This window comes from Paenirhizobium selenitireducens ATCC BAA-1503 (assembly GCF_000518785.1).
GTDB lineage: Bacteria > Pseudomonadota > Alphaproteobacteria > Rhizobiales > Rhizobiaceae > Allorhizobium > Allorhizobium selenitireducens.
The window spans coordinates 180,024-203,741 of sequence record NZ_KI912495.1 but is presented as its reverse complement, the minus strand read 5'-3'; the positions used below and the strand labels follow the sequence as shown (position 1 = coordinate 203,741).

25 protein-coding genes and 1 tRNA gene are annotated in these 23,718 nt (G+C 63.8%); 13 read left to right on the top strand and 13 right to left on the bottom strand.

The features are described 5' to 3' along the window. Positions 1-206: 206 nt before the first annotated feature. From L867_RS0121995 to L867_RS0121985, 3 genes are all read right to left on the bottom strand, one after another. A tRNA-Arg gene (locus L867_RS0121995) sits at positions 207-283 on the bottom strand. 136 nt (positions 284-419) lie between these two features. Beyond that, positions 420-1,904, bottom strand: coding sequence for a sensor histidine kinase (locus tag L867_RS0121990; protein ID WP_028738833.1), 1,485 nt, complete (start codon positions 1,902-1,904; stop codon positions 420-422). Positions 1,905-2,125: 221 nt separating this feature from the next. After that, positions 2,126-4,150 carry a methyl-accepting chemotaxis protein gene (locus tag L867_RS0121985; protein ID WP_028738832.1) on the bottom strand — a complete coding sequence of 675 codons (2,025 nt, stop codon included), beginning with the start codon at positions 4,148-4,150 and terminating at the stop codon, positions 2,126-2,128. A 433-nt stretch (positions 4,151-4,583) separates the two neighbouring features. Here L867_RS0121985 and rpmH point away from each other — a divergent pair, with 433 nt between their 5' ends. From rpmH to yihA, 5 genes are read left to right on the top strand one after another with little or no spacing between them, the layout of a single operon-like run. Then, positions 4,584-4,718, top strand: a complete 135-nt coding sequence (rpmH, locus tag L867_RS0121980; RefSeq protein ID WP_028738831.1) for a 50S ribosomal protein L34 — start codon at positions 4,584-4,586, stop codon at positions 4,716-4,718. A gap of 26 nt (positions 4,719-4,744) precedes the next feature. Further along, positions 4,745-5,134, top strand: coding sequence for a ribonuclease P protein component (gene rnpA, locus L867_RS0121975; protein WP_028738830.1), 390 nt, complete (start codon positions 4,745-4,747; stop codon positions 5,132-5,134). Next, a complete protein-coding gene (gene yidC / locus L867_RS0121970) occupies positions 5,134-6,999 on the top strand; it encodes a membrane protein insertase YidC (protein ID WP_037174191.1) in 1,866 nt (621 codons plus the stop codon). Before rnpA ends, yidC begins: the two co-directional genes overlap by 1 nt. 60 nt (positions 7,000-7,059) lie before the next feature. Then, positions 7,060-7,977 (top strand): DMT family transporter, encoded by a 918-nt coding sequence (locus tag L867_RS0121965; RefSeq protein ID WP_028738828.1) that lies wholly within the window; start codon positions 7,060-7,062, stop codon positions 7,975-7,977. Positions 7,978-8,026: 49 nt separating this feature from the next. Then, the gene (gene yihA, locus L867_RS0121960) at positions 8,027-8,686 is read left to right on the top strand and encodes a ribosome biogenesis GTP-binding protein YihA/YsxC (protein WP_028738827.1); all 660 of its coding nucleotides are present in this window, start codon (positions 8,027-8,029) and stop codon (positions 8,684-8,686) included. A gap of 54 nt (positions 8,687-8,740) precedes the next feature. Here the strand turns inward: yihA and L867_RS0121955 are convergent, their stop codons facing one another. The 3 genes from L867_RS0121955 to L867_RS0121945 all read right to left on the bottom strand — a co-directional run bounded on the left by L867_RS0121955 (position 8,741) and on the right by L867_RS0121945 (position 10,766). After that, complete coding sequence (locus tag L867_RS0121955; protein WP_028738826.1) at positions 8,741-9,298, bottom strand: fasciclin domain-containing protein; 558 nt, start codon at positions 9,296-9,298, stop codon at positions 8,741-8,743. A 213-nt stretch (positions 9,299-9,511) separates the two neighbouring features. Next, on the bottom strand, positions 9,512-10,234 hold the full coding sequence (locus L867_RS0121950; protein WP_028738825.1) for an anti-sigma factor: 723 nt from the start codon (positions 10,232-10,234) through the stop codon (positions 9,512-9,514). Continuing rightward, the gene (locus L867_RS0121945; protein WP_028738824.1) at positions 10,206-10,766 is read right to left on the bottom strand and encodes a sigma-70 family RNA polymerase sigma factor; all 561 of its coding nucleotides are present in this window, start codon (positions 10,764-10,766) and stop codon (positions 10,206-10,208) included. The genes L867_RS0121950 and L867_RS0121945 overlap by 29 nt, the downstream gene beginning before the upstream one ends. A 178-nt stretch (positions 10,767-10,944) precedes the next feature. On the opposite strand from L867_RS0121945, the gene argB reads away from it, so the two are divergent. Then, positions 10,945-11,832: an acetylglutamate kinase gene (gene argB / locus L867_RS0121940; RefSeq protein ID WP_028738823.1), complete on the top strand. Its 888-nt coding sequence runs from the start codon at positions 10,945-10,947 to the stop codon at positions 11,830-11,832. Positions 11,833-11,862: 30 nt separating this feature from the next. Here argB and L867_RS26125 read toward each other — a convergent pair whose 3' ends face one another. The 4 genes from L867_RS26125 to L867_RS26120 form a co-directional block, all read right to left on the bottom strand. After that, positions 11,863-12,396 (bottom strand): methylated-DNA--[protein]-cysteine S-methyltransferase, encoded by a 534-nt coding sequence (locus L867_RS26125; RefSeq protein WP_051439156.1) that lies wholly within the window; start codon positions 12,394-12,396, stop codon positions 11,863-11,865. A gap of 93 nt (positions 12,397-12,489) precedes the next feature. Continuing rightward, complete coding sequence (locus tag L867_RS0121930) at positions 12,490-13,404, bottom strand: EamA family transporter (RefSeq protein WP_028738822.1); 915 nt, start codon at positions 13,402-13,404, stop codon at positions 12,490-12,492. A 65-nt stretch (positions 13,405-13,469) separates the two neighbouring features. Continuing rightward, positions 13,470-14,591: an NAD(P)/FAD-dependent oxidoreductase gene (locus L867_RS0121925; protein ID WP_028738821.1), complete on the bottom strand. Its 1,122-nt coding sequence runs from the start codon at positions 14,589-14,591 to the stop codon at positions 13,470-13,472. A 79-nt stretch (positions 14,592-14,670) separates the two neighbouring features. Further along, positions 14,671-15,627, bottom strand: a complete 957-nt coding sequence (locus L867_RS26120) for a LysR family transcriptional regulator (RefSeq protein WP_051439155.1) — start codon at positions 15,625-15,627, stop codon at positions 14,671-14,673. 140 nt (positions 15,628-15,767) lie between these two features. Between L867_RS26120 and L867_RS0121915 the strand changes: the two genes are divergently transcribed. The 3 genes from L867_RS0121915 (at position 15,768) to L867_RS0121905 (ending at position 18,325) form a co-directional block, all read left to right on the top strand. Further along, the gene (locus L867_RS0121915; protein ID WP_028738820.1) at positions 15,768-16,538 is read left to right on the top strand and encodes an ABC transporter substrate-binding protein; all 771 of its coding nucleotides are present in this window, start codon (positions 15,768-15,770) and stop codon (positions 16,536-16,538) included. A gap of 146 nt (positions 16,539-16,684) precedes the next feature. Then, positions 16,685-17,404, top strand: coding sequence for a pyrimidine 5'-nucleotidase (locus L867_RS0121910; RefSeq protein WP_028738819.1), 720 nt, complete (start codon positions 16,685-16,687; stop codon positions 17,402-17,404). Positions 17,405-17,515: 111 nt separating this feature from the next. Further along, positions 17,516-18,325 carry an EF-hand domain-containing protein gene (locus L867_RS0121905; RefSeq protein WP_028738818.1) on the top strand — a complete coding sequence of 270 codons (810 nt, stop codon included), beginning with the start codon at positions 17,516-17,518 and terminating at the stop codon, positions 18,323-18,325. A 71-nt stretch (positions 18,326-18,396) separates the two neighbouring features. Here L867_RS0121905 and L867_RS0121900 read toward each other — a convergent pair whose 3' ends face one another. After that, entirely contained in the window at positions 18,397-19,257 is an 861-nt protein-coding gene (locus tag L867_RS0121900; RefSeq protein ID WP_028738817.1) for an LOG family protein, read from the bottom strand. Between the two features lie 154 nt (positions 19,258-19,411). Between L867_RS0121900 and dapD the strand changes: the two genes are divergently transcribed. The 4 genes from dapD (at position 19,412) to L867_RS0121880 (ending at position 22,542) form a co-directional block, all read left to right on the top strand. Beyond that, a complete protein-coding gene (gene dapD, locus L867_RS0121895; RefSeq protein WP_028738816.1) occupies positions 19,412-20,269 on the top strand; it encodes a 2,3,4,5-tetrahydropyridine-2,6-dicarboxylate N-succinyltransferase in 858 nt (285 codons plus the stop codon). 5 nt (positions 20,270-20,274) lie between these two features. Continuing rightward, positions 20,275-20,658, top strand: a complete 384-nt coding sequence (locus L867_RS0121890) for a DUF805 domain-containing protein (RefSeq protein ID WP_028738815.1) — start codon at positions 20,275-20,277, stop codon at positions 20,656-20,658. Between the two features lie 107 nt (positions 20,659-20,765). Continuing rightward, complete coding sequence (gene dapE, locus L867_RS0121885) at positions 20,766-21,959, top strand: succinyl-diaminopimelate desuccinylase (protein WP_028738814.1); 1,194 nt, start codon at positions 20,766-20,768, stop codon at positions 21,957-21,959. Next, positions 21,946-22,542, top strand: a complete 597-nt coding sequence (locus tag L867_RS0121880; RefSeq protein WP_028738813.1) for a hypothetical protein — start codon at positions 21,946-21,948, stop codon at positions 22,540-22,542. The genes dapE and L867_RS0121880 overlap by 14 nt, the downstream gene beginning before the upstream one ends. Before the next feature lie 6 nt (positions 22,543-22,548). On the opposite strand, the gene arsH is transcribed toward L867_RS0121880, so the two are convergent. Both arsH and arsC read right to left on the bottom strand, forming a co-directional pair. Next, on the bottom strand, positions 22,549-23,271 hold the full coding sequence (arsH, locus tag L867_RS0121875; RefSeq protein ID WP_037174188.1) for an arsenical resistance protein ArsH: 723 nt from the start codon (positions 23,269-23,271) through the stop codon (positions 22,549-22,551). After that, positions 23,268-23,681, bottom strand: a complete 414-nt coding sequence (gene arsC, locus L867_RS0121870) for an arsenate reductase (glutaredoxin) (RefSeq protein WP_028738811.1) — start codon at positions 23,679-23,681, stop codon at positions 23,268-23,270. Before arsC ends, arsH begins: the two co-directional genes overlap by 4 nt. Positions 23,682-23,718 lie beyond the last annotated feature (37 nt).

Genomic DNA, 23,718 nt, shown 5'->3' with positions numbered 1-23,718 from the left:
ACGCATATTGGCCCGATCGTGCACCGACGGGCAGAGGCCATGGCTTAAAGGCCCGCGGCGCGAAAACGCAATCATTCTTCAGTCGCATTGCGCGCTTATCTGCCATGCGCTTGACGCATAGCAGACGGTTGACAAACGACAACGCGCAAAAACCCCGTCAGCACCGTATGCCGCGGAAGTCAAAGGCATTTCAGAAGAGAAGGAAATGGCGCACCCGAAGAGATTCGAACTCCTGACCCCCAGATTCGTAGTCTGGTGCTCTATCCAGCTGAGCTACGGGTGCGTACCGGTCCGACTGTCGTCGGCGGCGTGGCGATCCTCTAAAACGTGCCGCGGAGGATTGCAAGCACCTTTCGGAAAAAAGAGTCATTTTGCCGTCATGTGAAGGCCGGCACCCCGCATTTCCGGCAGATCTTTTTTCAGGCGCGGGCACGCCAATCGTCGAGAGCGACAGGCCGATCGGGAATTTCGACACGAAACAGCGTGCCGGGGCCTGGCTTTTCCACAAGGGCGATGGTTCCGCCATGGGCCAGCACGAGTTCGCGGGCGATCGCCAGGCCGAGCCCGATGCCGCCGGAGCGTGCCGAACCGCGGAAGGCCATGAACAGGTTCTCCCGTGCCTTGGGCGGCAGGCCCGGGCCGGTGTCATCGATGGTGATGGCGACCACGCTGCCGATCCGCTGGCCCGACAGCGTGATGCGGCGCAACACTGCAGGATCATCGCCGCCGTGATTGGCCAATGCCTGGACGGCATTGCGGCAGATGTTGTGAATGACCCGGAACAGCTGCTCGCTGTCCGCATCGACTTCGATGTCCCCGCCGACCATGTCGACGAAATCGATGCCGCTCTCCGGGCCGATGGCCAGAATCTCGCGCACCTCCTGGCACAGCCCCGACAGGGGGAAGCGGCGGCGCTTGGGTTCGGGCTCGGACGCCTGGCCGTAGGCGAGCACTTCGTTGGTATAGCCGACCGCGCGATCGATGGTGCGCACCAGCTTCGGGGCGAAACCCTTGACCATGGGGTCCTCGACATCAACGAGACGGTCGGACATCAGCTGCGCCGAGGCAAGGATGTTGCGCATGTCGTGATTGATCTTCGACACCGCCAGCCCGAGGTCGGCGAGGTTGCGCTGCTGTTTCAGCGTCTTCTGCAACTGCTCCTGCATCAGGGCAAGGTGGCGGCCTGCCAGGGCGATCTCGTCGTCGCCGGGTGCCGGCGGCAGGATGCGGGCGGGGTCCTCGGGGTTTTCCGCAAAGGCCTGCATGCTCCGGGTCAGCCGGCGCATGGGCCGAATCATCATGCGGTTGATGGCGATGTAGATGAGCGAGGCGGTGCTCAGCGAAATCATCAGGGACACGGAAAAAACGCTGCGGGCATAGGCGAGCATCGCCTTACGCAGACTTTTCTCCTCCATCACCAGCTCGATGATCATGTCGCTGTCGCCAACCGGTCCGTAGACCCGCAGCATGCGGTCGCCGCCGAGAATGAGCGTGTAGAGGGCGTCGCCGATCGACTGCAGGGCCGGCACGTCGGAGAGGTCGTATTTCGCGTCAACCTGCAGCGGCATGTCCTCGACCGCCAGCAGGCGCGAGGTCCCGTCCTTGCGCAGCACGATCGCCTTGGTGCCGGTGGCCATCAGCGTGTCGTCCTGCACGGCGCGGGGCAGTTCGGCCGGCTGCAGGCCGTCGATCACCACGCCGGCGGCAGCGGCGGTGTTCAGTCGGTCCTCCAGCCAGCGCAGACGCATGGTGGCGACCGACGGGACGAAGATCAGCACTTCCGCCAGCATCACGAAGGCCATGGTCAGCCACAGCAGCTTGCCCGAAAGGCCACGCAACCGATGCGGCATGACCGATGGCTCACTCGATTCGGCTTGCCGACCGGCTTCGCTCAGTCGCGCCATCGCCCACTCCCGTCGTCATCCTGGTCCGGACCGGCTGCTTTCCGGCCCGGCTCGACAATTTGCATTCTTCTCATATTAGCCGACGCGGGAGAATTGGCCAATGGCATCTCCGGCGCAGGCAGCGGAGACCCTCCGCTCACGGGGCGCCGCCCGCAAACGACGACGCCGCGACCCAAAGGTCGCGGCGCCTCGATCTCGATGGTCCCGTCCGGGGCGACGGATCAGAATTCTTCCCAGCTTTCCGTTTCCTGGACGGCAGCCTTGGCGGTGGCGGCGCGACCGCCGCCGAATGCCTTGGCCACGGAACCCATCATCTGGCGGGCCGGCGACGGCGCAGGCTTGTGCTGGGTGGACCGAGCGACAACGGGTGCCGCGTGGGAGCGTCCCTCGTCGCCGGTGCGGAAGTGGGCCACCAGCGCGGCCAGACCGTTGGCCTCCCCCGACAGCTTGTGGGTCGCCGCCGAGGTTTCCTCGACCATGGCCGCGTTCTGCTGGGTCACCTGGTCCATCTGGTTCATGGCGGTGGCGACCTCGGCGAGACCGGTCGACTGTTCCTTGGCAGCTGCGGCGATCGAATGGATGTGGTCGTTGATCTTGAGGACGCGTACCTCGATTTCCGACAGCGCCTCGCCGGTGCGCTGCACCAGCTTCACGCCGCCGGCCACTTCCTGGCCGGACTTGGTGATGAGCGCCTTGATGTCCTTGGCGGCGTTGGCGGAACGCTGGGCCAGTTCGCGCACCTCCTGGGCGACAACGGCAAACCCCTTGCCTGCGTCGCCGGCACGGGCGGCCTCGACGCCGGCATTCAGCGCCAGAAGGTTGGTCTGGAAGGCGATCTCGTCGATGACGTTGATGATCTGCGAGATTTCGCGCGAGGCCTGCTCGATGCGGCCCATGGCATCGACGGCATCGGAGACGACGATTGCCGACTGGGCGGCGCTCTGCTTGGCTTCGGTCACCATCTGGCTGGCTTCCTGGGCCCTTTCGCTCGAACCACGGACGACGACGGTGATCTCGTCGAGGGCGGCAGACGTCTCCTCGAGTGCGGCGGCCTGCTGCTCGGTGCGCTTGGCCAGGTCGTTGGTCGCCGAGGTCAACTCGCCGGTATTGCCGTTGATGAGGTCCGTCTTGCCGCGAATGTCCGTCATCGTGTGGCGGAGCCGCTCGAAGGTGGCATTGACGTTGGTCTGCAGTTCGGCGAAGGCGCCGCGGAAATCGCCGCGCATGCTCTGGGTCAGGTCGCCGGCCGAAAGGCTGGCAATGACGCGGCGGGTTTCCGAGATCCCCTGATCGACCGACGACAGCAGCGTGTTGATGTTGGCGGCGAAGCGGTTGAGGCTCTCGTCGTCATAGTCCTTGTCGATGCGCTTGGCGAAATCGCCGGCCGCAGCGGATGCCACGACCACCGACATGCTGGACTGGAGATCGTCGCTCTTGGCGCGCATCGCCGTTTCCTGGGCGTTCATGCGCTGGACGGCGAGACCATTGCGCTTGAACACTTCGACCGCGGCAGCCATGTCGCCGATTTCGTCGGCGCGGCCCTCGTAGGGGATTTCGGTGGTGAAGTCGCCGTCGGCCACGCTCTTCATCGCAGCGGTGACGTTGCGGATCGGGCGGCTGAGATGATTGACGCCGATATGGATGCCGAGGCCGGCGCCGATCGCCAGCGACAGCACCGTCACGCCGGAAATGATGACCAGCATGGTCTGCTGGAAGCTGGCAAGCGAATCCTGCAGCGCCTGAAGTTCACCTTTGTCGGCATCGACAACCGCGTCGATCTCAGCCTGGAAGGCCTTACGGTTGGCGCGGTTGGCTTCGGTATTTCCCTGTTCGTTGGCGGCCTTCGGGTCCACCGTCGTACCCAGGCGGGCAGTTTCCGAGCGGAAGGTGCGGAACTCGGCGGAGCGTGCCATCATCGCATCGAAGGTCGCCATCTGCGCCTCCGGCACGAGCGGCTTCCAGCTGGCCAGCACCTTGTCCATTTCGTCGAGGTTCTTCAGCAGGCCCTTGGCGAAGCTCTCGGCCTTTTCGGTGCTCGGCGCGGCGTAAATGCCGCGGGCTTCCATCACCACCCCGGTGACGAGGCGGTTCAGGCGCTCACCGAGATAGACGCGCTCGGATACCTCGCTCACCTGTTCCGACTTGGCGCCATACTGCGTGGTGACGAAGATGCCCATCGCCCCGATCACTATGGCCGCGAAACCAAGAATTCCAACCAATGAATAGACCTTGCCGCTGATCTTCACGAACTAACTCCTAAGTAAAAATGGAGAGGCTGCACGCCCCCTTATTTTTACAAAAATAAGGTTCCGCCGTTAACGAACTATTGCGATGCTAAAATACGCTGTTTTATCGGTGACGCCTGCGTCATAATTCGAATTTTGCGCGTCGCCGCGGTCAAAACGATCAAAACCGATCAGCAAATTGCCGGAATAGACAGAAATAGACCCAAAACGGCATTTCAGCATCTGGCGAAATGGTTAACGGGCAAAGGCGAGATCTCGCGCGCGCTCTTGGACACCGCAAACGGCGGGAATTGACTCCGCAAGCCATCGCCCTTATAAGCCGCGCACGTTCGGACCGACCCGCCCCTGTGGCGGATGTGGAGCCGTGCGTCAAATCCAACGCTCTTGCAGAAATGCAAACCCAAGAAGGGCCGCACACCGCGGTATTAAATAAATGAAGCGTACCTACCAACCTTCCAAGCTTGTTCGCAAGCGTCGCCACGGCTTCCGTGCGCGCATGGCAACCAAGGGCGGCCGCAAGGTTCTCGTTGCTCGCCGCGCTCGCGGTCGCAAGCGTCTCTCGGCCTAAGGCCGGGTTTGCCCGGGACCGGGCGAATGAATGTACCTAAAAAGAAACAAACTGTCGGGCGGCTGAAAAGCCGGCCGCAGTTTCTTGCCGTTCGCGCCGGAGAAAAGCGCAAGGGCGGGTTGTTCCTCCTCGAGGTCCTCGACCGCCAACAGCCGGACACCGAAGCGCGGGTCGGCTTTACCGTCACCAAGAAACACGGCAACGCGGTCGAACGAAACCGCATGCGGCGGCGCCTAAAAGAAGCCGTGCGGCTGAATGCGGCGTTTGCAATGCAGCCCGGACACGACTATGTGGTTGTCGCCCGCAGGGACGTGCTCCACGCACCCTTTGCGCGGATTGCCGCGCAATTGGCCGAGCGGATCAAGGCCAGACCGAAAAACGCAGGGTCCTCCGCGACCGATTCCAGGAAAGTATGATGCAAAACAACCGCAATTACTTCATCGCGATTGCCCTGTCTGTGCTGATCGTTCTCGGCTGGCAGTATTTCATCATGAGTCCGAGGATCGAGGCGCAGCGCATCGCCGAAGAGGCGCGCCTTGCCCAGGAAGCCCAGACGACCCAGGTGCAGCCGAATGCCGCCGCTCCCGCGGCCGGCACGGTTGCCGGCAACCTGCCGGGCAGCAGCGCCCAGGCGGCCGCCGAGACCAACCGCGAAGAGGCGATCGCCAAGTCCCCGCGCGTCGCCATTGACACGCCCGCGCTTGCCGGCTCGATCAATCTGACCGGCGCGCGCTTCGACGACCTGAAGCTCAAGGAATATCGCGAGACCGTCGACCGGACGAGCCCGATCATCACGCTGTTCAATCCGGCCGACACCAAGGACGGCTACTTCACCGAACTCGGCTATATTGCCGGCGAGAACGCCGGAGCGGTGCCGGGCCCGGCGACCGTCTGGACGCTGGTCGAAGGCGACAAGCTGACCCACGCGACGCCGGTCACGCTGTCCTTCACCAACGAGGCCGGCCTCACCTTCCTGCGCAAGATCTCCGTCGACGAGCACTACATGTTCACCGTCGAGGACACGATCCAGAATGCCGGGACGGCGAACGCCACGCTTGCTCCCTATGGCCGCATTACCCGCTACAACAAGCCGACGACCGCATCCGTCTACGTTCTCCACGAGGGCTTCCTCGGCGTCATCGGTTCGCAGAGCGGCCTGATCGAAGAAAAGTACAGCAATATCGAAGAGGAAGCCGTTGCCAACGAGAAGGCGACGGGCGGCTGGTTCGGCATCACCGACAAGTATTGGGCCTCGGCCCTCATCCCGCAGCAGACCCTTGCCTATGAAAGCCGTTTCTCGCACTTCACCGACGGCCAGCCGCGCTTCCAGGCCGACTACAAGAGCGATCCCACCACGGTGGCCGCAGGCCAGAGCACGACGCTCAAGCAGCTGGTCTTCGCCGGCGCCAAGGAAGTGCCGGTGGTCGACGGCTATGCGCTCGACAAATCCTGGTTCGGCAAGCTGTTTTCGAACCTGCGCTCCAGCGAGCCCGCGGCGGTACAGAGCTATGAGGTCCCGCGCTTCGACCTCCTGATCGACTGGGGCTGGTTCTATTTCTTCACCAAGCCGATGTTCAAGCTGATGGACTTCTTCTACCGTCAGGTGGGCAATTTCGGCATCGCGATCCTTTTGACCACCATCGTCGTCAAGGCGCTCTTCTTCCCGCTCGCCAGCAAGCAATATGCCTCCATGGCCAACATGAAGCGCATGCAGCCGAAGATGGAAGAGCTGAAAGCCAAGCACGGCGACGACAAGATGGCGCTGCAGCAGGCGATGATGCAGCTGTACAAGGATGAGAAGATCAATCCGATCGCCGGCTGCTGGCCGGTTCTCCTGCAGATCCCGGTCTTCTTCTCGCTCTACAAGGTGATCTACGTCACCATCGAAATGCGCCATGCGCCGTTCTTCGGCTGGATTCAGGACCTGTCGGCTCCCGATCCGACCACGTTCATCAACCTGTTCGGCCTGCTGCCGTTCGAAGGCCCGACCTTCCTGCATCTCGGCGTCTGGCCGATCATCATGGGTGTCACCATGTGGCTGCAGATGCGCATGAACCCGACCCCGCCGGACCCGACCCAGGCGATGCTGTTCAACTGGATGCCGCTGATCTTTACCTTCATGCTCGGCACCTTCCCGGCCGGTCTGGTCATCTACTGGGCCTGGAACAACACGCTCTCGATCGCCCAGCAGTCGGTCATCATGAAGCGCCACGGCGCCAAGATCGAGCTGTTCGACAATCTCAAGGCCATGTTCCGGCGAAAGCCCGCCAAGACCGAGTAGTCCCCGAAAGCCCCGGCCAGTCCGGGGCTTTCTTTTATGACCGCCACCCAACGAGTTCCGATGACCGCCGCACACTCCTCGCCCGTCTCCGCCGCCCGCCCCTGGCTCGGCATTGCCCTGGTGCTTGGCTCCGCCACCGCCTGGAGCTATGGCGGCGCGATCCAGCGTTTCATCAGGATGGACGACGGCTGGGCCATCGTCTTCTGGCGCTGCCTGTTCGGCGGCCTGTTCCTCCTGAGCTTCATGCTGATCCGCGACAGATTGACCGGGACGCTCCGGCTGTTCCGCGCGATGGGATGGCCCGGGCTCATGATCGCCGCCGGCTTTGCCGCCGTATCGACCTGCTTCGTGCTCGCCGTCAGCATGACACCCGTCGCCAATGTCGTGCTGTTCATGGCGGCCATTCCGCTGTTTGCCGCGCTGCTTGCCCGCGTGCTGCTTGGCGAAGCCATTACCGCGGTGACATGGGGAGCGATTGCCACCGTGATCGTCGGTGTTGCGATCATGGTATCGGCATCGATCGGCGAAGGCGGATCGATGGTCGGCCTTGCCCTCGCAGCCTCGATCCCGGTGATCTTCGCCTGCATGACTGTGCTGACGCGGCGGCATCCGGAGATCCGCATGACGCCCGCAGCCAGCACCGGCTGTTTCATCGCGGCGGCCATCGCCGCCACCCAGACCGTGAGCTTTGCCGTCAGCCTGCCGAATCTTGCGCTGCTGTTCGCCTTCGGCGCGCTGAACCTCGGGCTCGGCATGGCGATGTATGTGACGGGCGCCCGCATGATCCCGTCCGCGCTGGCGGCCCTTCTCGGCACGGCGGAGATGATCCTTGCGCCCGTGTGGATGGTTCTGCTGCACGATGAGGTGCCGTCATTCCGAACGATGATCGGCGGGGGCATCGTGCTTGTCGCGCTGTTCACCTACCTTATCGGCCATATGCGCCGCGAACTGGGGCCGCGCGTGCCCACCGCGTCTTGACTTTACCGGTCAAAACCCGGATTTCACAGGACATGCGAAAGGCGATCCCATGACAGACAACAACCAGAAGACAGATCAGCCTCTGTTCGGCCGCCCGTGGATCTTCATCCGCGGCGTGCCGTCAATGCAGTTCCTTCCCCCCGAAGGTCCGCTCGAAGTGGCCTTTGCCGGTCGCTCCAACGTCGGCAAGTCGTCGCTGATCAACGCGCTGGTCGGCCAGAAGGCCCTCGCCCGCACGTCGAACACGCCGGGCCGGACCCAGGAGCTCAACTATTTCGTTCCGGAAGGCTATTCGGGCGAGGCCGGCGACCTGCCGCCGATGGCGCTGGTCGACATGCCCGGCTACGGCTATGCCCAGGCGCCGAAGGAACATGTCGATGCCTGGACCAAGCTGGTCTTCGACTATCTTCGCGGCCGCGCCACGCTGAAGCGTGTCTACGTGCTGATCGACAGCCGCCACGGCATCAAGAAGAACGACGACGAGGTGCTCGACCTGCTCGACAAGGCGGCGGTGTCCTACCAGATCGTGCTGACCAAGACCGACAAGATCAAGGAAGCCGGCGTTCCGCGCCTGATCGCGGAAACCCTGGAAAAGATCAAGAAGCGCCCGGCCGCCTATCCCTTCATCGTCGCCACCTCCTCCGAAAAAGGAAATGGCCTCGACGATTTGCGCGGAGCAATCCTCGAGGCCATCGGCCAGGCAACCTGACGCAGTACGCCCGGCCTGGACATTGCCCCGCCAGAGGCGGGGCAGACGTTCGGCTCAGGCCTTCGGCAGCAGGACCTTGTCGATCACGTGGATCACGCCGTTCGACTGCTTGACGTCGGCGATGGTCACGGTGGCCACGCCGCCGTTCTCGTCGGTGAGCGTGATCTTGTCGCCATCCATCTTGGCCTGCAGCATGCAGCCGCCGACCGTCTTGACCGGATGGGTGCCGCCGTCGTCGGCGATCATCTTGCCGATGGCAGACGACATGGCGTCAGCCGCCACGACATGGCAGGTCAGAACCTTGGTCAGCTGATCCTTGTTCTCGGGCTTCAGCAGGGTGTCGACCGTGCCGGCCGGCAGCGCGTCGAAGGCGGCATTGACGGGCGCGAAGACCGTGAACGGGCCCTTGCCCGACAGGGTCTCGACGAGGCCGGCAGCCTTGACCGCGGCGACCAGCGTCGTGTGATCCTTCGAGTTGACGGCATTTTCAACGATGTTCTTGTCTTCGAACATGGCGGCGCCACCGACCATCGGGTTTTCGGCATGGGCGGCAACGGTGCCGGCTGCAAGGACGACGGCAAGGGTGAGCGGGCGAAGGGTGGTCTTGAACATTTCGGTTTCCTCTGTCCTGGTGTTCTCGATCCGTCCTCGGCGGCAGGATTGCCATCCGGGCGGTTGTTTCGATCCCGTTTGTCGGGAACACTACAGAGGACGAGAGCTCGGGCGAGGAAGTTTCAGGCGTCGGGCAAAAAACCGAAATTTTTCTCTATGATTTTGATATTTCTGTATTTTTATTGAGAACGACGCGCCGAGATGGCGCGCCTGTCACAGATGGGCCGGGCCGAGCGCGATGACCGGACCGGTGGCCTGGCCGGTGGGGGAGCCGCCGAAGGGTTCAAGGCTGACGGCGAGGATGACACCCTCGGCAAAGTGCTCCCGCAGTGTGTCGGGCACGATGATCTCGCCTTCGCCGGTCTGCGGCAGTACGCCGAGCGAACGCGGCGCCGCCTCGCCCTCGATCAGCCAGAGTTCCAGCGATTTCTGCTGCTGCGCGCCGGTCGCCACGGGCGTCACCTGCAACTTGCCGGAACCGCTGTCGTAGCGCGCGACGAGGCTGATGACACTGTCCTTGCCGGCAAGTTCCGCCACCAGCGGCTGGCCGCCTGCCGAGCGGTCCCAGAGCCCCGCCTCGGTTCCGGCGACGACCGCTGCAACGGCCGCGCCGGCAAAGGCCAGGCCGCGCCACAGGGCGAGCGAGTTCCACAGACCGCCGAATGCAGCCCCCCACGCGTCTCGCTGTGGCTGGGCGTAGATCTTGCTCTCGATCCTGGCGAAGAGTGCCTCGGGCGGCAGTTCGACGCCATAATCCTCGTTGAACTGCGAGAGATTGTCCTCCCAGCGCCGAACGATCACGGCGAAGCTGCGGTCATGCCGCAGCCGTTCCTCGACCTGCATGCGATCCTCGACGCCGAGCACGCCGAGCACGTATTCTCCGGCGAGCACTTCGTCGCGGGAGCGGTCACCCTTGCTCTGGTCTGGCGTCGTCATCCATGCACTCTCTCAATTTCAGCAGGCTGCGACGCAGCCATGTGCGCATCGTGTTCAGCGGCACCGCGAACCGATCGGCCAGTTCCTGATAGGACAGTCCCTCCACATAGGCATGCCTCACGGCGCGCGCCCGGTCAGGATCCAACGCTTGCAGACAGGTGTCAATCCGCTTTCCTTCCGAGCGCAACACCGCGCTCTGCTCCGGGTCGGCCGCGCTGTCGGCGAGGTCGATGACCGTCTCCAATTCTTGCGCCGGCGGGCGTCTTGACCTCAGACGGTCGATGCAATGATAGCGGGTGATCGCAGCGAGCCATCCCATGGCACCATTTCCCGACGAGGCGAAGCTTTCAGCACGCTGCCAGATCTTCATGAAGACATCCTGCAACGCCTCCTCGGCATCGGCCCTGTCTCGCAATATACGAAGGCAGATGGCAAAAAGTTTCGGCGAGGAACGGCTATAGAGCACAGAAAACGCTGAGCGGTCCTTGAGGGCCACCCGGCTCAGCAGCACGGCGATTTCGTCGCTAGGCATCGGCTTTCAGGCCCTCTCCTCCAGACGGCCCTCCCCCGGGCGCAATTTTTTCATGTCCTACAGGCGTCTACGCCATCCGGTCATCGCCGGATCATCGACGACGCATATCTTTTCCCGGATTATTCCATCGCGGGCGATCTTGCGCTAAAAGGCCGCGAACCAATCACGAGGGCATCCGATGACGGCATCCGAAAGCGAAACCCAGGCGCGGCTCCTTGCTCAGGCCCTGCCCTTCATGCAGCGCTACGAGAACAAGACGATCGTGGTGAAATATGGCGGTCACGCCATGGGCAATGCCGACCTCGGCAAGGCCTTTGCCGCTGACATCGCGCTCTTGAAGCAGTCGGGCGTCAACCCGATCGTCGTCCACGGCGGCGGCCCGCAGATCGGCGCCATGCTGACCAGGATGGGCATCGAATCGAAGTTCGAGGGCGGCCTGCGCGTTACCGACCAGAAGACCGTCGAGATCGTCGAAATGGTGCTGGCCGGCTCGATCAACAAGGAGATCGTCGCCCTCATCAACCAGACGGGCGAATGGGCGATCGGCCTTTGCGGCAAGGACGGCAACATGGTCTTCGCCGAAAAGGCCAAGAAGACCATCGTCGATCCTGACTCCAACATCGAGCGCGTCCTCGACCTCGGCTTCGTCGGCGAAGTGGTCGAAGTCGACCGCACGCTGCTCGACCTGCTGGCCAAGTCCGAGATGATCCCGGTCATCGCACCGGTTGCCCCGGGCCGCGACGGCCATACCTACAACATCAACGCCGACACCTTTGCCGGCGCCATCGCCGGGGCGCTGCGGGCGACCCGCCTGCTGTTCCTCACCGACGTTCCGGGCGTGCTGAACAAGAACGGCGAGCTGATCAAGGAACTCTCGGTTTCCGAGGCCCGCGCGCTGATCAAGGACGGCACGATCTCCGGCGGCATGATCCCCAAGGTCGAGACCTGCATCGACGCGATCAGCGCCGGCGTTCAGGGCGTCGTCATCCTCAACGGCAAGACGGCGCATTCGGTGCTCCTGGAAATCTTCACCGAGCACGGTGCCGGCACGCTGATCGTTCCCTGATCGAGGATTTGCCGGTCCGATCCCAATCGGTCAGAGGGCAAACAGCCCCACCGGCCGCATCTCGCCTTCGTGGCGCAGGAGAAATTTCTTGCGCCACAGCCCACCGCCATAGCCGGTGAGCGAGCCGTCGGAACCGATGCAGCGGTGGCATGGAATGACGATGGCGATCGGATTGGCGCCGTTGGCCTTGCCGACCGCGCGCACGGTTTCCATGCCCCCGACATTCCTGGCGATATCGCCATAGGAACAGGTTTCGCCGAGCGGCACCTTCAACAGCTCCGCCCAGACCTTCTGCTCGAATTCGCTGCCGGCCGGCGAAAGCGGCAGGGTGAAGTCGAAGAGTTCACCGGCGAAATAGGCCTTGAGTTCCCGGCCCATGGCCGTGGTGATCGCATTGCCCGCGGCGATGACATCGCAGCCGAGACGACGGCGCTGCCGCTCGAGCCTGTCGGCCGGCGATCCGTCATCCTCGAAGCCCAGAACCCGCAGATGCGTATCATCGGCGACGGCGACCAGGTCGCCGACCGGCGTGTCGAACCATTCGCAAAACAGCGCTTCCGTCATCTGGCTCAAGCCTCCCGCCTGTCGAGGAAGAAATGATAGTGAGTCGTTCCGGCGCCCGCAATCGGTGCGGGCAGGCCGAAATCGGGCCAGCGCTCAGACGACGAGCAGCAATAGGACCCCGGCGACGATCAGAACGCAGCCGGCGACCTCCAGCCGGTTGATCTTCTCCTTGAAGAAGAAGACCGAGGAGGCGAAGGTGAAGAGCATCTCGACCTGGGCCAGCGCCTTGACGACGGCCACCTGCTGCAGGGTCATGGCCGTGAACCAGCCGAAGGAGGCGGTCGCGCCGACGAAGCCGACGAGAATGCCGATCTTCCAGGCGGCACCGACCCGACGAAGCTCGGCGCGATCACGCCACAGCATCCAGAAGAGCATGGCGAAGGTCTGCACGAGGATGACGACGACCAGCGTGTAGCTCGCCTGCATGACGCTGTCGGGTGCGGGCAGACTCGGCTGCAACGCAAGCGACGCGGAGCGATAAGCAATGCCCGATACGCCGAAGAACAGGCCGGACAGCAGGCCAATCAGCGCGGTGCGGCTGAAGACCGAGGTAAACAGCGACGGCAGGGTCAGCGCCGTGCGCGCCACCGAGATCAGCATCACGCCGAGCACCGAGACCAGAATAGCCATCAGCGTCGGCACGGTGATCGTCTCGCCGAACAGGACCAGCGCGATCAGGGCGGCCTGGGCCGGTTCGGTGCGCGAATAGGCGGTGCCGACCGCGAAATTGCGGAACGAAAAGAGATGGACCAGCAAGAAGGTGGCGGCAATCTGGGCAAAGGCGCCGATCACCGCCCAGAAGGCGAAGGCGCCGTCCGGCACCGGCAGCGGTCGGCCAAGGCCATAGTGCAGCACGGCCAGATAGGTCAGCGCAAAGGGCACCCCGTAGCCGAAGCGCACAAAGGTCGCGCCCGTCGTGCCCATTCGGCCTTTCAGGTGCTTTTGCAGGACGGAGCGCAGATTCTGCAGGAATGCGCTGGCGAAGGTGATGAGGATCCAGGCGGGCATCAGGTGCTGTTAGCACCCGGCGACGGAACGGAAAAGCCGCCGGGCCGAGGAAAGCGACAGAAGGCTCAGAAACGTTGCGGCGAAAAGGCCGCCGGCGCGAGGCCTATGCGGGCGAAGCTCTCCGGAGAAGCGCTTCCGGTCAGCAGGCTGGCGGCGAGCGCGCCAAGCGCCGGTGAACTGAGGATGCCGTAGCCGCCCTGCCCGGCCAGCCAGAAGAAGCGCGGATTGTCGACGTCCGGCCCGATCACCGGCAGGCGGTCGGGCGCGAAGCTGCGCATGCCGGCCCAACTCTTGGCGATGCGGCGGACGTCCATGGTGGTTGCGGTTTCCAGATGATGCGCCGCCCAGGCGACGTCGATCTCTTCCGGCTGCACATCGCCCGGCTCACAAGGGGTTTCGTCGGCGGGCGAGACGAGCAGGCGGCCGGCATCGGGCTTGATATAGAACTCGTCGTCCAGTTCGTTGATTTCCGGCATGGTACGGGCGTCGACGCCGTCCGGCAGGTCCACGAGGATCGCGGTTCGGCGATGCGGCACGATCCCGATCGGCGCGACGCCGAAGAGTTCCGCCGTCGGATCGGCCCAGCCGCCGGTGGCATTCACCACAATCCGCGCGGCGATTGTCCCTCCCTCGGTGTCCAGAACCCATTGGCGGCCATCGTCGTGGGCGGACATCACGCCGGCGTTCTGACGGATCTCGACGCCGGCGCGGCGGGCGCCCTTCACATAGCCTTGCAGCAAGCTCTCGACCTCGATGTCCCAGAATTCCGGGTCGTGATAGACGCCGGCGACATAGGTAGGGTCGAGGATCGGCACCATGGCGAGGGCTTCTTCGATCGACAGGCGTGTGAGATTGTCGGCCTTCGTCCGTTCGACGGTGAAATGGGCCTCGAACCGTTCCAGCTTTTCCGCATTGGCGATCATCACACCGCCCCGCGGCACGAGCAGGGGCACGTCGGCGAAGCCCTGCGGCGGATGGTCGAAGAAATCGCGGCTGATGGCGGCGAGCGTGCAGACTTCGGGGCTGTTGTAGCGCAGCACGAATTCCGCTGCCGAGCGGCCGGTCGAATGGTAGCCGAGGCTCTCTTCGCGCTCGAGCACCACGACCGAACGGCTGGCGCCAAGGAAATAGGCGAGCGAGAGGCCGGCGATGCCGCCGCCGAGAATGGCGATGTCATAGGTCTGCATGCGTGGTTTTCCCGAATGAAGGTCGCATGCTAGCCGGGGAGGACACCCACATTCAAATTTATAGTTACAAAAGCAAGCATCAACCAAATTGATCTACGGTTTCATCCTCGAACAGCTCGAGCCCTTCCATCACCGCCACAAAGGCCTGCTCGGCCGGATTGAGCATGGCGTTGGGATTGCTGATCAGGAAGACCTCGCTGACCGGCAGGCTGCCGTAAGGCGGTAATTGCCAGAGCCGGCCGGCTTCGACCCAGGGCCGCACCAGATGATTGGGCAGCATGCCGATGCCGATATTGGCGGCGACCATGCGGATCACCTCCTCGACATGACTGGACACGGCGCGCACCTCCTGCCCGAACGAACCGACGGCCCGCACGGCTGTCACCGCATTCATGTGCTGGCCGCCGAGCACGTCGGCGGTAAACGCGACATAGGGATCACCGCGCAGGTCGTTGAGCGATGCGCCCTCCACACCGAACAGCCGGTGGCCGGCACCGCAATAGAGGGCATAGCGCTCCAGCTTGTAGGGGACCTTGGCCAGATGATCGGGAATGATGCCGTCGCAGATGCCGATGCTGGCAATGCCGCGCTCTACCGAACTGATGACGTCCGCCGTGGTCTCGATCGTCACGTTCATGGTGACCTTCGGGTGGGCGGCGAAGAAGCGCGCGGTCCGCTCGTCCCAGCCGGGGTGATGGACGTGGGAGACGGCATGGACCGAGACATGGCCGGTGATATCGGCGCCGGCGCCTTCCAGCGTATCCGGCAGGCGAACGACGGCGGCGAAGATGTCGCGCGCCTGGCGATACAGCCGCTCGCCGGCCTCCGTCATCTCGAAGCGGCCGGGGCGGCGGTCGATCAGCCGGTGACCGGTCGTTTCCTCGAGCCGTTTCAATGCCATGGAGACGGCCGGCTGCTGCAACAGCAGACGGGAGGCGGCGGCCGTGATCGATCCTTCCTCGACGACGACGGCGAAGGTTCGCAGCAGATTCCAGTCGAGATTGTGGGCGAAGCGTTCAAGCCGTTTGTTGGCCATGGGGTCGTCCCGATGAAAGGCGCCTCACAATAAATCACGTTGATATCGACTATTGCAACTATCTATTTCGCTGATGCCCTGGCGCTGCATAGACTGGCCGGCAAGGCGCCGCGAAAGGCGTCACAACAAGGGGAACGATCATGAAGAAAACCATTCTGGCTCTGGCCTTTACGGCCCTGACGGCGCTTTCCGCCCAGGCTGCCGACAAGCTGATCATCGGCACCGAGGGCGCCTATCCGCCCTTCAACTTCGTCGCCTCGGACGGCAAGGTCGGCGGCTTCGACGTCGAGATCGGCATGGCGCTGTGCGCCGAGATGAAGGTCGAATGCGAGGTCGTGACCCAGGACTGGGACGGAATCATCCCGGCGCTGCAGGCGAAGAAGTTCGATTTCATGATCGCCTCGATGTTCATCACGCCGGAACGGGCCGAGAAGGTCGCCTTCACCAAGTCCTACTACAAGGCGCCGATGACCCACATCGCCCAGAAGGGCGCCAACATCACCGACTTCTCCAACGAGGGCCTGAAGGGCAAGGTGATCGGCGCGCAGTCCGGCACGACCCAGGCCGAGTTCGCCACCGCCACCTACCCCGACCTCGACATCAAGCTCTATCCGACCCAGGACGAGGTCAACATGGACATGATCAACGGCCGCCTCGACGTCCAGATCGGCGACATGCTGCCGATGATGGACTGGCTGTCGAAGGGCGACGGCGCCAAGTGCTGCGAACTCGTCGGCGCACCGATCGCCGATCCGAAGTTCATCGGCCAGGGCGCCGGCATTGCGGTGCGCAAGGAAGACACCGACCTGCTCGCCAAGCTGAACGCGGCGATCGACGCCATCCGCGCCAACGGCAAATATGCCGAGATCAACAAGAAGTACTTCCCGATCGACATCTACGAGATGAAGTGATCGGGGCCAGCCGCCCGTTCGACACACGATCCCCTCGCGGCCGGCGCCGCGGGGGGATTTTCGTCTCGGGGAAATGCGGGCGTCTTCGGGCCGCCGGCCGACGCAGATCGGCTTGCCAAATCCGACGGTCCTGTCATAACGCCAGCATGACCGACAAAGCCCTTCTTCCGCACAAAGACGACTTCGCCCATGTCCGCGACTGGGTGTTCGACCTCGACAACACGCTCTACCCGCATCACATCAATCTGTTCGCGCAGATCGACCGCAACATGACGGCTTACGTGGCGCAGTTGCTGCAGATGGATCCGGTCGAGGCAAAGGCGCTGCAGAAGAAATACTACCACGACCACGGCACGACGCTGGCCGGCCTGATGCAGCATCACGGCGTCGATCCGAACGACTTCCTCGAAAAGGCCCATGCGATCGACTATTCGGCGCTGCTGCCCGACGAGACGCTCGGCGCGGCGATCAAGGCGCTGCCGGGCCGCAAGTTCATCTTCACCAACGGCACGGTCGCCCATGCGCAGGATGCCGCGCGGGCGCTTGGCATTCTCGACCATTTCGACGACATCTTCGATATCGTCGCGGCCGGCTATCAGCCGAAACCCGCCGGCAGCACATACGACAAGTTCACCAGCCTGAACCGCATCGATACGCGCCATGCCGCCATGTTCGAGGACCTGCCGCGCAATCTGGCGGTGCCGAAGGCGCTGGGCATGAAGACGGTGCTGCTCGTGCCGCGCAATCTCGGCGATGTCGTGCTGGAAAGCTGGGAGCTGGCCGACAACACCGATCCGGCAAGCATCGACTTCGTCACCGACGACCTCGCCGGCTTCCTTGGTCGTCTCATCGACGCCTCGGCTTGACGGATCTCAATCATTACCAAAGCTTCACCCAGCTTACCGATGTTTAAGTAGGTTCTTGCATTCGGCCGCCCTATCTTCCTCTCATCACCAGATGATGAAAGGAACTTTCCCATGACCGGCAAGACACTCACCCTCGCAGCGATCATCGGCAGCCTCCTGATCGGCACCTCGGCTTCGGTCGTTCTCGCCCGCCAGGATATGGGCCGCGGTCCGGGCGGCGAAGGCATGTTCGTCCGCATGCTGCAGGAATTCGACACCAACAAGGACGGCAAGATTTCCAAGGAAGAGTCCACGACCGCCAGGGACAAGATGTTCGCCACCATCGATGCCGACAATGACGGCGTGCTGATCCCCGGCGAGTTCCGCAAGCACCGCGAGGCCATGCGCGCCGCCCGCCAGGCGGAAATGCAGGCCAATGCGCCGGCCCCGGACGGCCAGGCTCAGGGTAATGGTCCCGCCGCCGGCCAGGGTCAGGGACAAGGTCAGGGCGCAGGCCAGGGACAGGGTCCCCAGGACGGCACCGGCCCGATGAACGGTCAGCAGCCGCGCGATGGAATGGGCAACCAGTTCGGTTGGGGTCCTGACGGCGACCGCGGTCCCGGTGGGGACGATTGCGACGGTCCGCGCCAGGGCAAGGGCCATGGCTGGGGCGATGACGACGACCAGCGCCACGGCAGACATCACGGCATGCGCGACGGCAACCGCGGCCCCGGCATGGAACGTGGCGGGCCGATGGGCGACCGCATGGGCGCAATGGGTCCGCGCGGCATGATGGGCATGGCCGACACCGACGAGAACGGCCAGATCAGCAAGGACGAGGCCGCAGCAGTGGCCGACAAGATGTTCACGCAGATGGACACCGACAAGGATGGTGCCATCACCGTGGACGACTTCCCGAAGCGCGGCTTCTGGATGCAGTAAGCGCCACCTGCAAGCAACAAAAGAAGGCCCGCGAGCATGCTCGCGGGCCTTTCCTCGTCCAGACTGCTTTTTCAGTGTTCGTAGTGGTCGGCGATGATCTGCCAGGCCGCGTCGGCGGTCTCGACAAAGTTCAACAATTTCAGATCGTCGGGTGCGATGGTGCCGAATTCGGCCAGCGCCTCGAAATTGACGATGCCTCGCCAGAACGCCTCGCCGAACAGGATGAGCGGGATCGGCGCCATGCGCTTCGTCTGGATGAGCGTCAGCGCTTCGAAAAATTCGTCCAGCGTGCCGAAACCGCCGGGAAAGATGACGATCGCCTTGGCGCGCATCAGGAAGTGCATCTTGCGGATGGCGAAATAGTGGAAGTTGAAGCTGAGCTCCGGCGTTACATAGGGGTTCGGCGCCTGTTCGTGCGGCAGAACGATGTTGAGCCCGATGGTCGGGGCCCCCATTTCCGCGGCGCCCCGATTGCCCGCCTCCATGACACCCGGTCCGCCGCCCGTCGTCACGACATATTCATGGTGGTTAAACTGGGCCGCATAGCCGGCGCACAGGCGGGCGAACTTGCGCGCCTCCTCGTAGTAGACCGATGCCGCCGTCAGGCTGGCGCGCTGGGTCTCGTTGCGCGCCGCCCAGGCATCCTTGCCGGGCTCGGGAATGCGCGCGCCGCCGAACATGACCACCGTCGACTTGATGCCGCGCTCGGCGAGGATCATCTCGACCTTCAGCAATTCGAGCTGCAGCCGCACCGGGCGCAGTTCTTCGCGCATCATGAAATCATCGTCGACATAGGCGAGCCGGTAGGACGGGGATTCAGACTGCGGCGTGCGGGGCACCTCCGCGGCGCGTCTGCGGTCGGTCTGGCTGTCCTTCAGCGCGGCCCACGATCCGTCCTTGCTCCGTTCCCGGCCATTGGAGGGTTTTGCCATTTTTCATGCCTTTCTTTGTCGCGATCGGAGACGCCGAATGCGCCGGCGGCTGTTTTCAACCCCGGGCGAATGCGCTAGAGCAAGGGTCAGTTCCCGATTGCGAATGCGGGTATCGTCCGGTTCAACGATAGACAACGAAGTTTAAGGAATTCAGATGAACGCCACGGATCTCAACGCCCTCGAACACGTCATCGAAGCGGCATTCGACAATCGCGACACGGTCAGCACCTCGACCCGCGGCGAGATCCGCGATGCCGTTGAAACCTCCCTCAACCTGCTCGACAGCGGCAAGGTGCGCGTCGCCACACGCGGCGAGGACGGCAACTGGACGGTTCATCAGTGGCTGAAAAAGGCCGTGCTTCTTTCCTTCCGCCTGAACGCCATGGAAGTGGTGAGCGGCGGCCCCGGCGGCTCGACCTGGTGGGACAAGGTGCCCTCCAAGTTCGAAGGCTGGAGCACCAATGAATTCGAGCGCGCCGGCTTCCGCGCCGTGCCGAACGCCGTCGTGCGCCGCTCGGCCTATATCGCGCCCAATGCCATCCTGATGCCATCCTTCGTCAATCTCGGCGCCTATGTCGGCGAGGGCACCATGGTCGATACCTGGGCGACCGTCGGCTCCTGCGCCCAGATCGGCGCGCATGTGCATCTGTCCGGCGGCGTCGGCATCGGCGGCGTTCTGGAACCGATGCAGGCCGGCCCGACCATCATCGAGGACAACTGCTTCATCGGCGCGCGTTCTGAAGTCGTCGAGGGCTGCATCGTCCGCGAGGGCTCGGTGCTCGGCATGGGCGTGTTCATCGGCAAGTCGACCAAGATCGTCGACCGCGCCACCGGCGAGATCTCCTATGGCGAAGTGCCGCCCTATTCCGTCGTCGTCGCCGGCTCGCTGGCCTCCGACAAGACCATGGCCAACGGCCAGCCGGCGCCGAACCTCTACTGCGCCGTGATCGTCAAGCGCGTCGACGCGCAGACCCGCTCGAAGACTGGCATCAACGAGCTTCTGCGGGACTGAGGCCGATGCAGACGCCGGCCCGTCGGCCGACCGTCGCCTGGCTGTTCTTCAGCCCGTCGGGCCGCGCCGGACGGCAGGTGTTCATCCTCGGCTGGCTGTTCTGGATGACGCTCAACTGCTACGCCGTCGCCTCCCTCGCCCTCCACCAGGAGGACGAGGATCTGTTCCGGCTGTTCAGCCTGCTGTTCTTTGCCGGCGTGACGGTCTCCGTCGCCTCGACGGTGATGATGAGCGTCAAACGGCTGCACGACATGGGCCTGCCGGGGATCCTCGTCTTCGTGCTGTTCGTGCCCGCCGTGTCCTTCGTCATGCTCTTCGTGCTCTGTCTGTGGCCCTCGGCGTCAGGACCGAACGCCTATGGCCCGGCACCGGACTGGCCGAAAAGCTGAGCCGGCCCTTGGCTCGTGACAGGCGCCGGCCGATCGGCTAAACCTCACTCAACCTCCCAGACGGTCGCGGCAGCCACGCTGCCGGACCTCGACAGCGCCCAGAGATCATGAACAGCACCAATCCCGCCGAAGTCCTCCAGGCCCTCATCCGCTGCCCGTCTGTGACCCCCGCCGAGGGCGGCGCGCTCACGACATTACAGGCCCTCGTCGAGCCGCTCGGCTTCAAGGTGGAGCGCATGACGGCCAGCGAGCCGGGCACGCCCGACATCGAAAACCTCTATGCGCGGCTCGGCAGCGAAGGCCCGCATCTGATGTTTGCCGGCCATACCGATGTCGTGCCGGTCGGCAACGAGGCCGACTGGAGCCACCCGCCCTTTGCTGCAGAGATCGCCGACGGCATGCTCTACGGGCGCGGCGCCGTCGACATGAAGGGCGGCATCGCCTGTTTCGTCACGGCACTCGCAAGACTGGTCGAGGAGAAGGGTCCGCCGAAGGGTTCGGTGTCGCTGCTCATCACCGGCGACGAGGAAGGCCCGGCCGTCAACGGCACGGTCAAGCTGCTCGAATGGGCCAAGGACAAGGGCGAACACTGGGACGCCTGCCTGGTCGGCGAGCCGACCAATCCCGACCAGCTTGGCGACATGATCAAGATCGGCCGGCGCGGCTCGATCTCGGCGACGGTCACCGTGCGCGGCGTGCAGGGGCATGCGGCCTATCCGCATCTCGCCGACAATCCGGTGCGTGGCGCGGTGCGCCTGGCCGATGCGCTGATGCATCCGCCCTTCGATCATGGCACCGACAATTTCCAGCCGTCCAATCTCGAGGTCACCTCGATCGATGTCGGCAATCCGGCGACCAACGTCATTCCCGCCTCGACCAGCTTCAAGTTCAACATCCGCTTCAACGATGTGTGGACGGCGGAGAGCGTCCAGGCCGAGATCCTGCGCCGGCTCGACGAGGCGGCGGCGGAGAACCATCTGCGTCCGGGCCGCGATCCGGTCGCTTACGAGATCGTCTGGTCGGAGCGTCCGAGCCACGTCTTCCTGACGCGCAACAACGCGCTGATCGCATCCCTGTCCGGCGCGATCGAGACCGTGACCGGCTCGACGCCGCAACTGTCGACGACAGGCGGCACTTCGGACGCGCGCTTCATCAAGGACTATTGCCCGGTGGTGGAATTCGGGCTGGTGGGCCAGACCATGCACATGGTCGACGAACGCGTCGCGGTCGAAGACCTGGAAACGCTGACCCGGATCTACAAGACCTTCATCGAGCAGTGGTTCGCGAATGCCAACGCTTAAGGAGGTCGAATTCTACCTGACCGGCCTGTGGCTGCTGTTCCAGCAGAACCCGAAAGGCTTTTCCCATCTCGATTTCTCCGACCGCGGCGCCTTGCGATCGTTCTGGGCGGCATTCTTCGTCCTGCCGACCACGCTGCTCACCTTCCTGTGGTGGCGGAGCATCTATCTGCAGACCCTGCCCGAGGGGGCGGACGTCGGGGCGCTGTTCTTCTTCCGGCTCGCGCTGGTCGAAGTCGCCAACTGGATCGTGCCGCTAGTGCTGGTCGGCCTGCTCAGCTGGCTCGTCGGCATCGGCGACAAATTCCTGTCGATCGTGGCCATCTCCAACTGGCTGACGCTGCCGGTGGCCTATGGATATGGCGTGCTCCTGCTGATCATGATGCTGCTGCCGAGCCTCACCGGGCTCGCCGTCATCCTGTCCTACCTGATGGCGCTGGCACTGGTGATCACACTCTTCCGCATCTTCCGCATGCTGCTCGGCGAGCATGTGCTGACCATCGCGACGGTCACAATGGTGCTGCTGGTGCCGACGATGATCCTCTCGGAATTGCTGGAGCGCTATCTCGACATCTATCCGGGCTGAAAAGACTCAGATCGAGCGCTGGTTGACCCGCTTCGACAATTCGGCCGCGGTCTCGACCCGCTCCGAATAGCGCTCGACCAGATAGTCGGAGCGCTCGCGCACCAGCAGCGTGAACTTGACCAGCTCCTCCATCACGTCGACGACGCGCTCGTAATAGGAGGACGGCTTCATCCGTCCCGCGTCGTCGAATTCGCTGAAGGCCTTGGGCACCGACGACTGGTTCGGGATGGTGACCATGCGCATCCAGCGGCCGAGCACGCGCATCTGATTGAGCGAATTGAAGCTCTGCGATCCGCCGCAAACCTGCATGAGCGCCAGCGTCCGGCCCTGCGTCGGGCGGATCGCCCCCATGGACAGCGGCAGCCAGTCGATCTGAGTCTTCATCGCCCCCGACATGGCGCCGTGACGCTCGGGCGAGCACCAGACCTGTCCCTCGGACCAGAGGGACAGATCGCGCAGTTCCTGCACCTTGGGATGCGACGCCTCGACCTCGTCGGCGAGCGGCAGGCCGTGCGGATCGAAGATGCGGACTTCGGCGCCGTAGCGGCGCAGGATGCGGGCCGCCTCTTCCGTCAGCAGCCGCGAATAGGAGCGCTCTCGCAGCGAGCCGTAGAGCATCAGGATGCGCGGCGGATGGGTCATGCGCTCCGGTAGGAACAAGCGTGCCTCGTCGACGGCACGAAACTGGCTGTCGTCGATGTTCGGCGTATCGGTATCCTCGATGCTCATTCCACGGCACCGCCCGTCCTGACGACTTCGCCGTCCTCCTTGGTGTAGGTGTCGACGGGGTTTTCCAGGATGTCCAGCACAGCTTCGGAGGGACGGCACAGGCGCGTGCCCTTCTCCGTCTCGACGATCGGGCGGTTGATGAGGATCGGATGCGCCATCATCGCATCGATCAGTTGTTCGTCGGAAAGGCCGGCATCATCGAGGCCGAGTTCCTCGTAGGGCGTGCCCTTCTTGCGCAGCAGTTCGCGCGGCGCGATGCCCATCTTGCCGATCAGTTCGACCAGCCGCTCGCGGCTCGGCGGGGTCTTCAGATATTCGATGACCACCGGCTGCTCGCCCGACTGGCGGATCATTTCAAGCGTGTTGCGCGACGTGCCGCAGGCGGGGTTGTGGTAGATGGTGACGGTCACGGGTTTCTCCATATTTCGAGATTTCTTGAAATATGGA

What these genes read in the sequence shown, in the direction of transcription:
- L867_RS0121990 (WP_028738833.1), bottom strand. Translation starts at nt 1,904, where the DNA reads ATGGCGCGACTGAGCGAAGCCGGTCGGCAAGCCGAATCGAGTGAGCCA.
- rpmH (WP_028738831.1), top strand. Translation starts at nt 4,584, where the DNA reads ATGAAGCGTACCTACCAACCTTCCAAGCTTGTTCGCAAGCGTCGCCAC.
- rnpA (WP_028738830.1), top strand. Translation starts at nt 4,745, where the DNA reads ATGAATGTACCTAAAAAGAAACAAACTGTCGGGCGGCTGAAAAGCCGG.
- yidC (WP_037174191.1), top strand. Translation starts at nt 5,134, where the DNA reads ATGCAAAACAACCGCAATTACTTCATCGCGATTGCCCTGTCTGTGCTG.
- L867_RS0121965 (WP_028738828.1), top strand. Translation starts at nt 7,060, where the DNA reads ATGACCGCCGCACACTCCTCGCCCGTCTCCGCCGCCCGCCCCTGGCTC.
- yihA (WP_028738827.1), top strand. Translation starts at nt 8,027, where the DNA reads ATGACAGACAACAACCAGAAGACAGATCAGCCTCTGTTCGGCCGCCCG.
- L867_RS0121955 (WP_028738826.1), bottom strand. Translation starts at nt 9,298, where the DNA reads ATGTTCAAGACCACCCTTCGCCCGCTCACCCTTGCCGTCGTCCTTGCA.
- L867_RS0121950 (WP_028738825.1), bottom strand. Translation starts at nt 10,234, where the DNA reads ATGACGACGCCAGACCAGAGCAAGGGTGACCGCTCCCGCGACGAAGTG.
- L867_RS0121945 (WP_028738824.1), bottom strand. Translation starts at nt 10,766, where the DNA reads ATGCCTAGCGACGAAATCGCCGTGCTGCTGAGCCGGGTGGCCCTCAAG.
- argB (WP_028738823.1), top strand. Translation starts at nt 10,945, where the DNA reads ATGACGGCATCCGAAAGCGAAACCCAGGCGCGGCTCCTTGCTCAGGCC.
- L867_RS26125 (WP_051439156.1), bottom strand. Translation starts at nt 12,396, where the DNA reads ATGACGGAAGCGCTGTTTTGCGAATGGTTCGACACGCCGGTCGGCGAC.
- L867_RS0121930 (WP_028738822.1), bottom strand. Translation starts at nt 13,404, where the DNA reads ATGCCCGCCTGGATCCTCATCACCTTCGCCAGCGCATTCCTGCAGAAT.
- L867_RS0121925 (WP_028738821.1), bottom strand. Translation starts at nt 14,591, where the DNA reads ATGCAGACCTATGACATCGCCATTCTCGGCGGCGGCATCGCCGGCCTC.
- L867_RS26120 (WP_051439155.1), bottom strand. Translation starts at nt 15,627, where the DNA reads ATGGCCAACAAACGGCTTGAACGCTTCGCCCACAATCTCGACTGGAAT.
- L867_RS0121915 (WP_028738820.1), top strand. Translation starts at nt 15,768, where the DNA reads ATGAAGAAAACCATTCTGGCTCTGGCCTTTACGGCCCTGACGGCGCTT.
- L867_RS0121910 (WP_028738819.1), top strand. Translation starts at nt 16,685, where the DNA reads ATGACCGACAAAGCCCTTCTTCCGCACAAAGACGACTTCGCCCATGTC.
- L867_RS0121905 (WP_028738818.1), top strand. Translation starts at nt 17,516, where the DNA reads ATGACCGGCAAGACACTCACCCTCGCAGCGATCATCGGCAGCCTCCTG.
- L867_RS0121900 (WP_028738817.1), bottom strand. Translation starts at nt 19,257, where the DNA reads ATGGCAAAACCCTCCAATGGCCGGGAACGGAGCAAGGACGGATCGTGG.
- dapD (WP_028738816.1), top strand. Translation starts at nt 19,412, where the DNA reads ATGAACGCCACGGATCTCAACGCCCTCGAACACGTCATCGAAGCGGCA.
- L867_RS0121890 (WP_028738815.1), top strand. Translation starts at nt 20,275, where the DNA reads ATGCAGACGCCGGCCCGTCGGCCGACCGTCGCCTGGCTGTTCTTCAGC.
- dapE (WP_028738814.1), top strand. Translation starts at nt 20,766, where the DNA reads ATGAACAGCACCAATCCCGCCGAAGTCCTCCAGGCCCTCATCCGCTGC.
- L867_RS0121880 (WP_028738813.1), top strand. Translation starts at nt 21,946, where the DNA reads ATGCCAACGCTTAAGGAGGTCGAATTCTACCTGACCGGCCTGTGGCTG.
- arsH (WP_037174188.1), bottom strand. Translation starts at nt 23,271, where the DNA reads ATGAGCATCGAGGATACCGATACGCCGAACATCGACGACAGCCAGTTT.